At 72.1% G+C, this 14,274-nt stretch carries 11 protein-coding genes; 3 read left to right on the plus strand and 8 right to left on the minus strand.

Features of this window, described 5'->3' with window-relative positions:
* From ABZ444_RS34390 to ABZ444_RS34400, 3 genes are read right to left on the minus strand one after another with little or no spacing between them, the layout of a single operon-like run.
* A complete protein-coding gene (locus ABZ444_RS34390; protein ID WP_358006201.1) occupies positions 1 to 2,265 on the minus strand; it encodes an arylsulfatase in 2,265 nt (754 codons plus the stop codon).
* Positions 2,262 to 3,215 (minus strand): aldo/keto reductase, encoded by a 954-nt coding sequence (locus ABZ444_RS34395; RefSeq protein WP_358006204.1) that lies wholly within the window; start codon positions 3,213 to 3,215, stop codon positions 2,262 to 2,264. The genes ABZ444_RS34390 and ABZ444_RS34395 overlap by 4 nt, the downstream gene beginning before the upstream one ends.
* 10 nt (positions 3,216 to 3,225) lie before the next feature.
* A complete protein-coding gene (locus tag ABZ444_RS34400) occupies positions 3,226 to 4,329 on the minus strand; it encodes a zinc-binding dehydrogenase (RefSeq protein WP_358006207.1) in 1,104 nt (367 codons plus the stop codon).
* Positions 4,330 to 4,412: 83 nt separating this feature from the next.
* Between ABZ444_RS34400 and ABZ444_RS34405 the strand changes: the two genes are divergently transcribed.
* Positions 4,413 to 5,780, plus strand: coding sequence for an amidohydrolase family protein (locus ABZ444_RS34405; RefSeq protein ID WP_358006210.1), 1,368 nt, complete (start codon positions 4,413 to 4,415; stop codon positions 5,778 to 5,780).
* A gap of 41 nt (positions 5,781 to 5,821) precedes the next feature.
* Here ABZ444_RS34405 and ABZ444_RS34410 read toward each other — a convergent pair whose 3' ends face one another.
* Entirely contained in the window at positions 5,822 to 6,568 is a 747-nt protein-coding gene (locus ABZ444_RS34410; RefSeq protein WP_358006213.1) for an SDR family NAD(P)-dependent oxidoreductase, read from the minus strand.
* 113 nt (positions 6,569 to 6,681) lie between these two features.
* On the opposite strand from ABZ444_RS34410, the gene ABZ444_RS34415 reads away from it, so the two are divergent.
* A complete protein-coding gene (locus ABZ444_RS34415; RefSeq protein ID WP_358006216.1) occupies positions 6,682 to 7,653 on the plus strand; it encodes an aldo/keto reductase in 972 nt (323 codons plus the stop codon).
* Positions 7,654 to 7,731: 78 nt separating this feature from the next.
* On the opposite strand, the gene ABZ444_RS34420 is transcribed toward ABZ444_RS34415, so the two are convergent.
* Genes ABZ444_RS34420 through ABZ444_RS34435 form a run of 4 tightly spaced genes read right to left on the minus strand, consistent with a single transcriptional unit; the run spans position 7,732 to position 12,992 of the window.
* Complete coding sequence (locus ABZ444_RS34420; RefSeq protein ID WP_358006219.1) at positions 7,732 to 8,643, minus strand: ABC transporter permease; 912 nt, start codon at positions 8,641 to 8,643, stop codon at positions 7,732 to 7,734.
* Entirely contained in the window at positions 8,640 to 9,584 is a 945-nt protein-coding gene (locus ABZ444_RS34425; RefSeq protein ID WP_352329439.1) for an ABC transporter permease, read from the minus strand. The genes ABZ444_RS34420 and ABZ444_RS34425 overlap by 4 nt, the downstream gene beginning before the upstream one ends.
* A gap of 9 nt (positions 9,585 to 9,593) precedes the next feature.
* Complete coding sequence (locus ABZ444_RS34430; protein WP_358006223.1) at positions 9,594 to 11,198, minus strand: ABC transporter substrate-binding protein; 1,605 nt, start codon at positions 11,196 to 11,198, stop codon at positions 9,594 to 9,596.
* A gap of 57 nt (positions 11,199 to 11,255) precedes the next feature.
* Positions 11,256 to 12,992 carry an ABC transporter ATP-binding protein gene (locus ABZ444_RS34435; RefSeq protein WP_358006226.1) on the minus strand — a complete coding sequence of 579 codons (1,737 nt, stop codon included), beginning with the start codon at positions 12,990 to 12,992 and terminating at the stop codon, positions 11,256 to 11,258.
* Positions 12,993 to 13,206: 214 nt separating this feature from the next.
* Here ABZ444_RS34435 and ABZ444_RS34440 point away from each other — a divergent pair, with 214 nt between their 5' ends.
* Complete coding sequence (locus ABZ444_RS34440; protein WP_358006229.1) at positions 13,207 to 14,196, plus strand: methyltransferase dimerization domain-containing protein; 990 nt, start codon at positions 13,207 to 13,209, stop codon at positions 14,194 to 14,196.
* Positions 14,197 to 14,274 lie beyond the last annotated feature (78 nt).

Below are 14,274 nucleotides of genomic sequence, written 5' to 3' on the forward strand. Positions count from 1 at the left end.
TCATTCGATCGCGCGCTGCGCCAGGTCCTCGGCCAGCGCGATGATCTCCGGGTTGTAGGGCGCCTTCTCCCCCGGGACGTACCGCACCCGGTCCAGGCCGCGCCGGTAGCGGAACACGCCCCTGCGCTCGTGCAGCTCCCAGTCCACCGGGCCGCCGTAGTCGAAGCCGACGCTGATGCCGGTGAAGGGGGCCATGCCGAGCAGCTGCGGGACCCGCTCGACGGCCAGCACCGGCTTGTCGTCCACCAGCACCTCGATGTCCCAGCGCAGCTCCGGCAGCGCCGTGAAGCGGGCCGTGACGGTCACCGGCCCCGCCGCCGGGAGCGGGCCGGCCGCCCGCACCGGCACGCCGTAGGCGTTGTACGTCAGCCGCAGCTCGCCGTCCTCGACGTACAGGACGTAGCCGCCGCCCTGGTCGCCGTGGGCCACGATCACGCCCTCGTCGCCCGGCCGCCGCTCCAGCCACGCCTCGATCGTGAACGACCGCATGGAGGTGAGCCTGCTCGACCGGAACCGTTCCAGCACCGGCGTGCCCGGGTGGATCGTGACCGGCTCCGACAGCGCCAGCTCGGCCGGCGGCCGGGTGTTGAGCATGTCGGGCGTGTCGGCCAGCGGGAAGACCGTGTTGAGCCAGGCCGCCGCCCGCCACTTCGCGGCCAGGTCGGCCACCCGTTCCGGCTGCTCGGCGGCCAGGTCGGTGGTCTCGGCCGGGTCGCGGGCGATGTCGTACAGCTCCCAGCCGTCGTCGGTGAACGGCGTGCCGGGCAGGTGCGGGGCGATGAGCTTGTAGTGGTCCTCGAAGTAGCCGCGCTGCCCGCCGCTCTCGACGTACTGCGAGCGGTGCCGGCTCGGCCGGTCGCGCTCGCGCAGGAAGTGGTCGAACGGCACGCCGTCCACGTCCTGCGGATGGTCCAGGCCGGCCAGCGTGAGGAGGGTGGGCGCGACGTCGGTGACGTAGGCGTACTGGTCGCGCACGCCCGGGTCGCCGGCCTCCCTGGGCAGCCCGGCCGGCCACGACAACACGAACGGCACGTGGATGCCGCCCGCGTAGGCGTGGCCCTTGTAGCGGCGGAACGGGGTGTTGGAGACGTTCCCCCAGCCGCGCGGGTAGTGGCCGTGGACCTGGGGGCCGCCGACGAGGCCGAGGTCGCGCGGCACGTCGTGGCACCAGTCGTCGGGCAGGCCGGCCAGGTGCACGAAGCGGCTGAGGTAGCTGCGGGTGCCCTCCGGGCCGCCCTCGGCGGTCGCGCCGTTGTCGCTGGTGACGATGATGACGGTGTTGTCGTACTCGCCGATGCGCCTGAGGTGCTCGACCAGCCGGCCGAGGCTCTGGTCCACGGCGTCCACGGCGGCGGCGTAGACCTCCATGTGGCGGGCGTACAGCTCGGTGCGCTCCTCCCACGGCGCGAGGTCCGGGTCCGACGGCCGGGTGCCCTCGGGGAAGAGGCCGTCGCGGAGCTGGCGGGCGAAGCGCTCCTCGCGGATCCTGGCCCAGCCCGCGTCGTAGCGGCCGCGGTACTTGGCGACGTCGTCCGGCTTGGCCTGCACCGGGCCGTGCACGGCCTGGTGGGCGAAGTAGAGGAAGAACGGCTTGTCGGCGTCGTTGGCGCGCAGGCCGTTGATCATGCCGATGGCGCGGTCGGTGAGGGCGTCGGTCAGGTAGAAGTCGTCCGGGAAGCCCTCGTCGGGGATCGGGCCGTTGTCGCTGATCAGGCGGTGCGGGTGGAAGAGGGAGGTGAAGCCGTCCATGGAGCCGTAGTAGCGGTCGAAGCCGCGCTGGAGCGGCCAGGAGCTCTTGTCGGCGCCGTCGTGCAGCTTCGACTCGATGGTCAGGTGCCACTTGCCGACCATGAACGTCGCGTACCCGCCGGCCCGGAACGACTCGGCCAGCGTGGGCACCTGCGGCGGGATCTCCATCCGGTAGCCGGGATAGCCCGGGTCCACGTGGGCCACCATCGCGAACCCGGCCCGATGGGGGTTGAGCCCGGTCATCAGGGCGGCCCTGGAGGGCGAGCAGAGCGGGGTGCTGTGGTAGTTGGTGAACCGGTAGCCCGACTCGGCCAGCGCCTGCACGTGCGGCGTGTCGATCTCCGACCCGAACGGCGACAGGTCGCTGAACCCCAGGTCGTCCACCAGCACGACCACCACGTTGGGCGCCCCGGGACGCGCCCGCCGCGGCTGCGGCCACCAGGGCGTGGACTGCGAGGCCAGCTCGCCGGCCGTGCCGCCGAAGCCCTCGTACCCCCTGCTCGGCGGCGTGCTCACGGGCCCTCCGGATCGACGGCGTCCCTGTCGGCCCACAGCGGCGCCACCCGGGCCCGCAGCTCCTCCGCGCCGACCCGCTCGACCAGCTCCACGGCCGCCAGGTTGTCGCGCAGCTGGTCCAGGCCGGTCGCGCCGAACAGCGTGGTGGTGTTGGCCGGGTGGGTGAGCGTGAAGGCCACGCACACCTGCGCCGGGGTGGCGCCCAGGTCGGCGGCGATCGCGGCCAGCTCGGCCGCCGAGCCCGCGATGCGCTCCCTGATGCCGCCGGGGTCGCGGCCGACCTGCCGGTCCACGCCCTTGCCCAGCAGCACGCCGCCCTCCAGCACGTCGGAGGACTGCAGCGTGACGCCCTGGGCGAAGATGCGGGCGAACGGCGCGCCGTCGGGGATCGAGCGGCGCGAGACGCTGTACTTCAGCTGCGCGATGGCCGGGCCCTCGACGCCCTCGCCGGCGGCGGCGTCGATGAGCGTCTGCACGTTCGCCGCCGACCAGTTGTTGACGCCCCAGCTCCGGATCAGCCCTTCCTCCGCCAGGCCGGCCAGGTCGAGGACGAGCCGGTGCAGGTCCACGCCGTCGTGTCGCAGGTCGCCCAGCACCACGAGGTCGGCGTGCTCGGCCCCGGCCCGGAACAGGGCGTTGAGCAGCTGGTCGCGCAGGCTGTGCTCCGGGTAGCCCTCCAGCCACAGCTTGGAGGAGAGCAGGTAGTCCTCGCGGCGCAGGCCGGCCGCGCGCACCAGGGCCGAGAAGATCACGTCGGTGAACACGGGCGGCATGCCGGGGAAGCCGTACACGCCGACGTCGAACAGGTCGATGCCGTGGTCCACGGCCTCGCGGATCATGGCGACCGCGTCGTGGAAGTCCATGCGGTCGTAGGTGTGCCAGGAGCCGAGCGCGAGCACGCCCGTCTCCGGTCCGGTGCGCCCGATGCGGCGGCGGGGGATGGTCTGCACGGTACGGCTCCTAGGGCAGGCGGGGGTCGATGACGGCCTTGATCTGGCCGAGCCTGGACATCGACTCGACGCAGGCGGTGGCCCGCGCCAGGCCGACGGGCTCGCTGAACAGCTCGTCCCACGGCATGCGGGCGGCGAACGTCCGGAAGAACTCGATCGAGCGGTGGTAGTCGGCGATGTCGCCGTTGAGCGAGCCGACCACGGTCAGCTCCTTGCCCATCACCGCGCCGAGCGGCACGGGCGCCGGCTCGAACCCGGTGGAGCCGACGATCACCACGGTGCCGCGCTGGGCGGCCACCGCGACGGCCTCCTCGGCCACGGTCGGCGCTCCGGCCAGGTCGAACACGTAGTCCGCGCCGCGCTCCCCGGCCAGCTCCCTGATCCGGGCGACGCGCTCGTCCTTGGTCAGGTCGGTCGAGACGGTCGCGTCGGCGCCGAAGCGCCGGGCGGCGGCCAGCCGGTCGTCCGGGCCGCCCACGGTGATGACGGTGCCCGCACCGGCGATCCTGGCGACCGCCGTGGCGAAGATGCCGAGCGCGCCCGCGCCCTGCACCACCACGGTGGAGCCGGTCCTGATGCCGCCGGCCCGGTCCACGGCGCGCAGCACGGTCTTGGCCGCGCAACCCGACATCGAGGCCCAGGTGTCCTTCACGTCGGCGGGCAGCAGCAGCTTGGCCGCGCCGGGGGTCACGTAGCAGTACTCGACCAGGCCGCCCGTGGCGTACGGGGGGCGGTCGGCGCGCTGCGTGAAGCCGTAGCCGCGGTTGGCGCAGGCGACCGGCTGGCGCAGCACGGCGCAGCCGTAGCAGTGGCCGCAGGTGGACTCCGACCAGCCGATGCGGTCGCCCGCGCCGATCGGGCGGCCGAGGGCGTCGGTGGTGCCCGGTCCGGCCTCGACGACCTCGCCGACCATCTCGTGGCCGAGGATCATCGGCAGCATCCCGGGGAACGTCATCTGGCCGGCCCACAGGTGCACGTCGGTGCCGCACAGGGTGGTGCAGGTGATGCGCACCAGGGCGGCGCCGGGCTCGACGGCGCCGGGCAGCGGTACGTCCTGAAGGCTGAGGGGCTTGCCGTGCTCGGTGAGGACGGCGGCGGCGGTTCTCGTAGGCATGGTCACCTTCGTGGCTTTCGACCGTTAAGTGTGGTTAATCTACACTCGTTGACAAACAATTACAGCCCCTCAGGAGGAACCCGGTGTCAGCGGACGAGTACGCGGACCTCGTGGCGGTCGGCGGCAACGTGCTCACCTTCGACGCCCGCGACGGGCGGGCGAGCGGCCTGGCGGCGCGCGCCGGCCGCCTGGTGGCGGTCGGGACGGACGAGGAGGCCCTGGCGCACGCCGGGCCCGGCACCCGGGTGCTCTCCCTGGCCGGCCGGACGGTCCTGCCCGGCATCAACGACTCGCACCTGCACGCCGCCTGGCTCGGAGCGGTCTGGCCGGACACGCTGATCAGCGAGAACGGCCTGTCCGCCCACCAGGGCCGGCTGCTGGCCGACGAGGAGTCCAGGCGGGCCGCCATCCTGCGCGCCGGGCGGATCTGCGCCTCGCTCGGCATCACCAGCTACACCGAGCCCGGCCTCGGCCCCGGCGAGGACGACGGCGAGACCGGCTGCTTCTCGCAGGCCGTCCTGGACACCTACGCGATGCTGGCGAAGGAGGGCGAGCTGCGGGCGCGGGTGACCGCGTTGCGGCTGTTCGGCACCCTCGACGGCCCCAGCACCCTGGAGGACGTCGCCGCCGGCCTGGACGCGCCCCTCCCCCGCACCGACCCCGCCTGGCTCAACGTGACCGGGCTCAAGATCTTCGCCGACGGCATCCCGCCCATGGGCTCGGCCTGGACCTGCCACCGCTACACCTCGGGCGGCCACGGATCGCTGCTGGTGACGGGGGCGGACGACGCCGCGCGCGAGCACAACCTGCGCACGATGATCCGGCTGGCGCACCGGGCGGGCCTCCAGGTCGGCGTGCACGCCACCGGCGACCGGTCCATCGACGCGTTCGTGGACACCGTGGCAGAGCTGGCGGGCGGGCCGGGGCGCGGGCCCGCGAAGCGGCACTACGTCATCCACGGCGACCTGGTGAGCCCCGCCCAGATCGCCCGCATGGCCCGGCTCGGCATGGGCCTCACCACGCAGCCCGTGATCGCGGCCGCCACCGCCGACTGGGTGGCCGGCGCGCTCGGCCCCGAGGTCGCCGGGGCGGCCTGGCCGCTGCAGGAGCTGCTCGCCAGCGGGATGACGTTCACCCTGAGCAGCGACGGGCCGGTGACCACGCCGGACTGGCGGGCGCAGGTGGCGGCGGCGTGCGGGCTGCTGGGCGAACGGGCGCCCCGCCCCCGGCTGATGGCCCGCCTGCTGCGCTGCTACACCACCGCGCCCGCCGTCCAGGACGGCGCGGAGACGTGGAAGGGGTCGCTGGAGTGGGGCAAGGCCGCCGACTTCTGCGTGCTGGACCGCGACCCCCTGGAGGTCGCGCCGGCGGACCTGCCGGAGGTCGCGGTCGAGGCCACCGTGACCGCGGGCCGGATCGTCCACCTGCGTGACGGGGTGTCCCTGGACTGACCGGCGGGGCCGGGTGGCGGCCCGGCCCCGCCGGCGGCGGGTCAGACCAGGAGCTGGCCGCCGTCCACCTGGAGGCTGACGCCCGTGATGTGGCGGGCGCCGTCGGAGGCCAGGAAGAGCACGGCGGGCACGATGTCGGCCACCTGGGCGATCGAGCCCAGCGGGATCCGGGCCTCCCACGCCTTCCTGGCCGCGTCGTCGGTGGCGAACATGGCCGTCATCGGGGTGAGCACCGGGCCGGGGGCGACGCCGTTCACGCGGATGCCGTGGGGGGCCAGCTCGATGCCGGCCGAGCGGGTCAGGGCGTCGATGGCGGCCTTGGTGGCCTCGTAGTGGCCGAGGCCGGGCGTGGGCTGGCGGGCGCCGATGGAGGAGATGTTGACCATGCAGCCGCGTACGCCCCGCGCCACCATGTGCGCCCCGACGGCCCTGGTCATCAGGAACGTGCCGCGGAAGTTGACCCGGGCGCAGGCGTCGAAGACGTCCACGTCGAGCCCGATGAGCGGGCCGCCGCCCGCGGTGTGCCCGGCGTTGTTCACCAGCACGCCGATGTCGCCGTGTTCGGCGGCGACGGACTCGACGGCGGACTCGACGGAGGCGGCGTCCCCGACGTCCACCTGGACGTGGTGGGCGCGGAGCTCGGCGGCGACCGTCCTGGCCCGCGCCTCGTCGAGGTCGGCGATGACGACCCGATCGCCCGCCGCGGCGAAGGCTTCGGCGACACCGCGGCCGATGCCGCTCGCGCCGCCGGTGACGAGGACGGTCCTGGGAACGACAGGTTCGCTCATGTGGGGGTTCCTGTTCGGTGCGGGCCTTCGCAGACGGGGCTGCGGGGGCGTCCTGGGTTTATTATTATACAAGCGTAGACAAAAAAGACTCGTCCGGCAGGGAGTGGATCGACGTGAGCGACACACAGCGGGTTCCGGTACGGCGCCTCGGACCGGGCGGCACGACGACGTCCCTGTTCGGGCTGGGCTCCTGGAACACCTGGGACCGCATGGAGTTCGGCGACGCGGTGGCCCTGATCAGGGCGGCACTCGACGCCGGGGTGACCCTCTTCGACGTCGCCCACTACAACATGGGCCCGCACGCCGAGCAGGCCCGTACGGACCTCATCTTCGGCCGGGCGGTGCGCGAGGCGGGCGCGAGCCGGGACGACTGGCAGCTCTGCGGCAAGCTGTGGTTGTGGGAGTACCCGCGCACCGGCTTCCGCGAGCAGCTCGACGTCAGCTTCGACCGCGTCGGCGTCGAGAGCGCCGAGACCGTCGTGGTCGGCGACTACCTGCAGCGGCCCGACATCCGGCAGATCGTGACCGACGTCGCCGAGCAGATCGCGGCCGGCCGCTTCACGAGCTGGGGCGTCAACAACTGGATCGCCGAGGACGTCGACCTCGCGCTCGGCTTCGCCGCCGAGGAGGGGCTGACGCCGCCGAGCTTCGCCCAGCTCAAGTACAGCATCGCCCGCCGTTCGATGGCCGAGGGCGACTTCTACGGCAGGCACTTCGCGTCCGGGGCGCTGGCGCTGCAGGCCAGCGACGTCTTCGAGGGCGGCATCCTGGTGGGCAGGAAGTTCCCCGAACGGAAGATCGGCGCGGACCCGGGCGGCATCCGGGAGGCCGTCAGGCAGGCCGCGGACGCCGTCGCGCGGGTCGCGGGCGAGTTCGGCGCGACGCCCGCCCAGGTGGCGATCGTGTTCTGCCTGGAGCATCCGGCGGTGGCCAACGTGCTGTTCGGGGTGAGCAGGATGGCCCAGCTGGAGGACAACCTGGGCGCGTTGCGGCTGTGGCGCGAGCACGGCCCGCAGGTGCGCGCGGCCCTGGCCGACCTGTGGCTGGACCGCGAGGTCCGCCCCGACGGCGTCTGGGCCCCCTGACCCGGCCACGGGGACGCCCGGCGACGATCGCCGGGGGTCCCCGCGCGCGCCCGCCGTCACCGTGCCATCACCGTGCCGTCACCGTGCCGGACGGCGGGTGCGCAGCTTCTCCAGCTCGCTCATCGACCGGGCGCGGGCGTCCACCACGTTGCGCATGCTCGACCCGATGAGGTTCAGCAGCAGCACGCAGAACATGATCGCCGCACCCGGCAGCACGATCAGCCACGGCGCCTGCGTCAGGTACGACCGCCCCTCGGCGATCATGTTGCCCCACGTCGGCGTGGGCGGCGCGATGCCCAGCCCGAGGAAGCTCATCGCCCCGTCCACCAGCATCGCCGAGGCCGACAGGATCACGACCTGCACCAGCGCCAGCGGCAGCACGTTGGGCAGCACGTGCACGAACAGGATCTTCGCCGGCCGCATGCCGGACACCCGCGCGGCCCCGATGTACTGCCGCGCCGCCACGCCGAGCACCCGGCTGCGGATCACCCGGGCCGTGAACGGCGTGAAGATGACCGTCAGCGCGATCAGCTCGGTCCAGATGCTGGCGCCGAGCCCGATGGCCAGCGCCATGGCCAGGATGATCGCCGGGAACGACATCCAGGCGTCCATGATCCGCATGACGATCGCGTCCACGGTCCGGTAGAAGCCGCTGACCAGGCCGATCACCATGCCGGTGAACGCCGCGCAGAGCGTGATGAGCGCCGAGAGGCCGAGCGAGGCCCGGCCGCCGGAGACCAGGCGGCTCAGCACGTCCCGGCCGTAGGAGTCGGTCCCGAGCAGGTGGCCGGCCGAGGGCGGCAGCAGCCGGTGCACCGGGTCGGTCGCGTTCGCGTCCGGCAGGAACAGCGGCAGCAGCACGACGGCCAGCACGACGAGGACGAGCAGCGCGGTGGCGGTGATCAGCACCCGGTTGCGGCGCCAGGCGCGGGAGGCCGCGGAGGGCCGCCCGGCCGTCCCGACGCGCCCGGCGACGGCCTCGGAAGTCACGAAACACGCACCTTGGGGTCGAGGAGGGCGTAGGACAGGTCGACGACCAGGTTGACGACCACGAACATCAGCGCGACGAACAGCGTCACGCCCTGGACGAGCGGGAAGTCCCGGGTCGAGACCGCGCCCATGAGCAACGAGCCCAGCCCGGGGATGACGAAGATGGACTCGATGATCACGATGCCGCCGACCATCATCGCGAAGTTGCTGCCGAGCTGGGTGATCAGCGGCATGAGCGCGTTCGGCAGCACGTGCCTGAGCATGACCTGCCGCTCCGACAGGCCCTTGACCCGGGCGGTGCGCAGGTACGTCTGCGGCAGCTCGCCGAGCACGCTCTCCCGCAGGGTCAGCGTGAACAGCGCCGACTGCCCGATGACCAGGCACACCACCGGCAGCACCAGCATCGGCACCCCGGCGACCGGATCGGCGAAGAGGTCGGCGTACCCGCTGGAGGGGAACCAGCGCAGCGACACGGCGAACACCAGCACCAGGATCAGCGCGATCCAGAAGTCGGGGATCGCCATCCCGAGCGAGGAGAGCAGGTTGAGCGCGCGGGCCACGGGGTTGCGCGGCGAGACCGCGTTCCACGAGGTGACCAGCACCGCGACGACGAAGCTGAGCACGGTGCTGAGCACCGCCAGGGTCAGCGTCGGGACGAAGTGCTCGGCCACGACCCCCACCACCGGCGCGTGGTAGGTGATCGACGAGCCGAAGTCGCCGCCCGCCACGTTGCCGAGCCAGCTCAGGTACTGCTCCCACAGCGAGCCCGTCAGGCCCATGCTCTGCCGGAGCGCCTCGACGTCCTGCGGCCTGGCCGTCGGGCCGAGGATGGCGATGGCCGGGTCGCCCGGGATCAGGCGGATGACGAAGAACATCATCGTGCCCACGATCAGCAGGATGACGACCAGGTCACGCAGCCGCCGGAGCAGGAGTCCCGCCATGTTCCCCCCTCACTTCTGCAGCCAGGAGTTCCAGAACACGCGGTAGAACGTGTCGTACCCCTTGAGCTTGGGCGAGTAGGCGGCGTACAGCTTCGACTGGCTGATCGTGATGACCGGGAGCTGCCGCCACACGAACGACTGGAGCTGGTCCATCAGCGTCCTGGCCGTCTCGGGGGAGGTCGCGGCGTTGTAGTCCTCGATCAGCTTGGCCATCTCGGGCGAGCCGGAGCCGTTGAACGCCCCGAGGGTCAGCGCGGGCATCTGCGAGGGCGAGGTGAGCGCGGCGTTGAAGAACAGGGTGGTGACGTCCCAGCCGCCGGGGTCCTTGGTGATCGTGCCGAGCATCGTCGGGAAGTCGTAGGTGTCGATCTTCGTCTTGATGCCGATCTTGGAGAGCTGGTCCTGCAGCAGCACCGCCCACTGGCTGAACTGCGGGTAGCTGCTGGAGGTCAGGATGCGCACGGTGTCCCCGGCGTTGACGCCGGCCTGCGCGAACAGCTCCTTGGCCTGGTTCGGGTCGTGCTGCCGGTAGACGTCGTCGCCGGCGGTGGAGTACAGGCCCTTGTTGTCCTGCGAGACCAGCGCGCCCACCTCGACGGTGAGGTCGGGGCCGCCGCCGGTGGCGGCGTTCAGCGCGGGCTTGTCCATCAGCAGGTTGAGCGCCTGCCGGGCGCGCACGTCGGAGAACTTGGAGCCCTTGTTGAAGTTGGGGATCAGCACGTTCTGGTTGGCCCCGGCCAGGTTCGACACGACCACGGCGGGGTTGTTCTTCAGCGGGGTGTACTGGTCGTCGCCGGGCATGGCGTGCGCCCACTGGCCGGTCTGCAGGCCGTTGACCACGGCGTCCTGGTCGGCGACGACCTTGTAGGTGACCGTGTCGAGGTAGGCGTGCTTGGCGCCGGCCTGGCCGCCCCAGTCCTCCTCGGCGCGCGACTTGTAGCCGTCGTAGCGCTCCAGCACGACCTGCTGCCCGATGTCCCAGCTCTTCAGCTTGTACGGCCCGGTGCCGACCGCGCCCTCCTTGGCGAAGCCGGTGGCCGGCACGTCCTTGAGGTTCCTGGCCTCGTAGATCTCCGCGCCGGGGCTGGCCAGCTCGTCGATCAGCGGGTAGCGCGGCTTCTTCAGCTCCAGCGTGACCGTGCGATCGCCGGTGGCCTTGAGGCTCTTGACGTCGGCGGCGACCTGCTGGCCGGTGACGTGGCTCTTCAGCCAGCGCTCCAGGCTGGCGACCACGTCGGCGGCGGTGAGCGGGGCGCCGTCTTGGAACGTGACACCGGCGCGCAGCTCGAAGGTGTAGGTGAGCCGGTCGTCGCTGCGCTTGTAGGTGTCGACCAGCATCGGCCTGGCCGCGAAGGTCTTGTCGACCTCGAAGAGCTTCTCGTACAGCATGTTGCCGATGTGGGCGGTGACCTGGCCCGGGTTGGCGACCATGTCCAGCGACTGCGGGTCGGTCGGCACCGCGACCACGAGGTCGCCGCCGCGTACGGGGGTGCCGGCGTCGGCGGAGGAGGACGAGGAGGACGACGTCGCGCCGCCCGCACAGCCGGAGAGCAGCAGGGCGCTCGCCGCGGCGGCGGAGACGAGCCCGGCCCTCAGGCTCTTGAGCACGTTCATGGTGGGTTCTCGCTCTTGCTCTAAAAGGGGGGACAGAAGGAGAAGGTCGGCCCGGGGCTATCCCACGTATGCCGACAAGTCGGGGTTCGCGGCGAGGAGCCGGCGCGTGTACTCGTGGGTGGAGGAGGAGGCGATGGTTTCCGGGGCGCCGACCTCGATGAGGTCGCCCTTGTACATCACGCCGACGCGGTCGGCCACCGACAGCACCAGGCTGAGGTTGTGCGTGATGAACAGGAAGCTGATGCCGTGCGAGCGGCGCAGCTGCAGGAGGAGGTTCATGACCTGGCCCTGGACGGAGACGTCGAGGGCGGAGGTGGGCTCGTCGGCGACGATGAGCCGGGGCTCGGCGGCGACCGCGCGCGCGATGGACACGCGCTGGCGCATGCCGCCGGACAGTTGCGAGGGCAGCTTGCGGGCGCAGTCGGCGGGCAGGCCGACCTCGTCGATCAGCTCGGCCACCCGCCGGTCGAGGTCCGCGCCGCGCAGCGGGGTCAGCTCGCGCAGCGGCTCGGCGATGATGCGGGCCACGGTGTGCCGGGGATCGAGCGAGCTCTGCGGGTCCTGGAAGATCAGCTGGGTGGCGCGGCGGAAGGCGCGCTCGTCGCCGCGCAGCCCCGCTTCGGTGATGCGGTGCTCGCCGAAGGAGATGCTGCCCGAGGTCGGCCGTTCCAGCGCGCTGACCATGCGGCCGAGCGTCGTCTTGCCCGAGCCGGACTCGCCGACCAGGCCGAAGAACTCGCCGGGCGCGATCTCCAGCGAGACGCCGCCGACCGCGCGCACGCTCGCCCGGCGGCCGGTCCGGTACACCTTGGTGACGTTCTCGATGACCAGGGGCGGGGTGCCGGTCACCGGCGCCGGCTCGTCGCCGAGCGCCGGCGTCTCGGTCACGGTCCCGCCGGAGCCCCCCGCGGTGGCCTCGATGGCGGCCCGCAGCTTCGCCTCCGAGATCGTCGGGAATCCCGTACGGCGGCTGACGCCGAGCTGTGGCACGCATTCCAGCAGCGCCTTGGTGTACGGATGCGTAGGCTTGAGGAGGATGTCCATCTTGTCGCCGACCTCCACCAGCCTGCCCCGGTACATGACGGCGATCCGGTCGGCGATCTCGGCGGCGACCCCCATGTCATGGGTGATGAAGACGCAGGCGGTCCGATGCTCACGCTGCACGCGGCGGAACAGCGCCAGGATCTCGGCCTGCGTCGTCACGTCGAGCGCGGTGGTCGGCTCGTCGGCGATGAGGACGTCGGGGTCGGACATCAGCGCCATGGCGATCATCACGCGCTGCTGCATGCCGCCGGACATCTGGTGCGGATAGAGCGCCATGATCCGGTCGGTGTCGGCCAGCCCGACCTCGGTGAGCAGGCTTGTGGCCTTGGCCTCGGCCTCGCGGCGCAGCCGGCTGCCCCGGCGCAGCGCCTGCCGGGGCAGCGCGCCCTCGGGCCGGTAGCCCTCGATGAGCTGCACGCCGACGCGCTGGGCGGGGTTGAGCGAGTCCAGGGCCTCCTGGAAGATCATCCCGATCCGGGCGCCCCGGTAGGCGCGCATGCCCTCGGCGCTCAGCCGCGTGACGTCCACGCCGCCGACCTCGATCGTGCCCTCGGTGCAGGCCGGGGCGACGAACTCCAGCAGGCGGATGATCGACAGCGCCGTCACGGTCTTGCCGCTGCCCGACTCCCCCACCACGCAGAGCGTCTGCCCGGAGGCGACGTCGAGGGTGAGCCGGTGGACGAGTTCCTGGGGCTCGGCGTCCTCCCGGGTGACGCCGATGGTCAGATCCGTCAGGTTGAGCAGCGACATGCGCGAGAGCTCCATTCCAGGCACCGGTCCCGTGCTCGAAGTGGGGCCGGTAAACCCACACTGAGCTGCCGAAAAGCCATGTTCGAGCCAGATAGTTCTACAAAGGTTGACAGAGGGTCCCCCCACTGTCAACGGTTATTCCACGTTCGTAGACAGAGGGTCTATGGTGAACGTCTACATTCGTAGACAATACAGAAAGGGCAGGGCCTTGACCATGTCCACGCCTTCCCCCACGCCGGATCCGATCGTCGCCATCGCCACCGGATACATGGGCGCCAAGCAGCTGTTCGCGGCCAGCCGCATCGGGCTGTTCGAGGCGCTCGCGGACGGCGAGCGCAGCGCCGGGGAGATCGCGGCGACCACCGGCGTCACCCCCCGCATGGCCCGCATCCTGGCCGACAGCATGGCCGGGCTCGGCCTGCTGACCAGGACCGACGGCCGGTACGCCCTCGGCGCCGACGCGGCCGGCTACCTGGCCGGGCAGAAGTCGTCCGAGCTCGACCTCGGGCCGTTCCTCACCTTCCTCAACCAGATCAGCTACGGCCACTGGCTGCAGTTCGACACGACCGTGGACACCACCGAGCCGGGCGTCCTGGACACCTCCGGCGACCGGTGGGGCACGTTCATGGCCGGGGTGATGACGTACAACAGCCTGCACGCCAGGATGCTGGGCGGCGCGTTCGACTTCTCCGGCTTCCGCAGCCTGCTGGACCTGGGCGGCCTGTCCAGCGCGTTCGCCTTCGAGGCCCTGCGCGCCAACCCGGAGCTGCGGGCCTCCTTCGTGTACGACCCGACCTTCGCCGACTCGATCACCGAGCAGGTGGCCCAGGCCGGGTTCGCCGGCCGCGCGGAGGTGACCGGCGTCCCGACCGACACGGCCACGCCCGCCGGCCCGTACGACCTGGTCATGGTCAACCACGTCATCCACCGCTTCGGCGTCGAGCAGAACCGGGCCATCCTGCGCAACGCCCGCGCGGCGGCGGCGCCGGGGGCGCGGCTGCTGCTGCTCGACTTCTTCCTCGACGACGACGCCGAGCAGCGGGCCATCGACGCGCTGCACGCCGGGGAGTACCTGGTGATCGACGGGACCGTCGTCTACGAGGAGTCGCAGGTGCGCGCCTGGCTCGACGAGTCCGCCTGGAAGCCGGTGGACAAGCTGGCCCTGCCGGGCAGCCCGCGCGTCATCGTGGCCGAAGCGGTCTGAGCACGACGCGGTCACGTCGCGGTCCGAGCACGACGCGGCCCGCGCCGCCGATCGGCGGCGCGGGCCGCGTCGTGCTCG

It is taken from the genome of Nonomuraea sp. NPDC005730 (genome assembly GCF_040630865.1).
In the GTDB taxonomy this organism is placed as follows: Bacteria; Actinomycetota; Actinomycetes; order Streptosporangiales; family Streptosporangiaceae; genus Nonomuraea.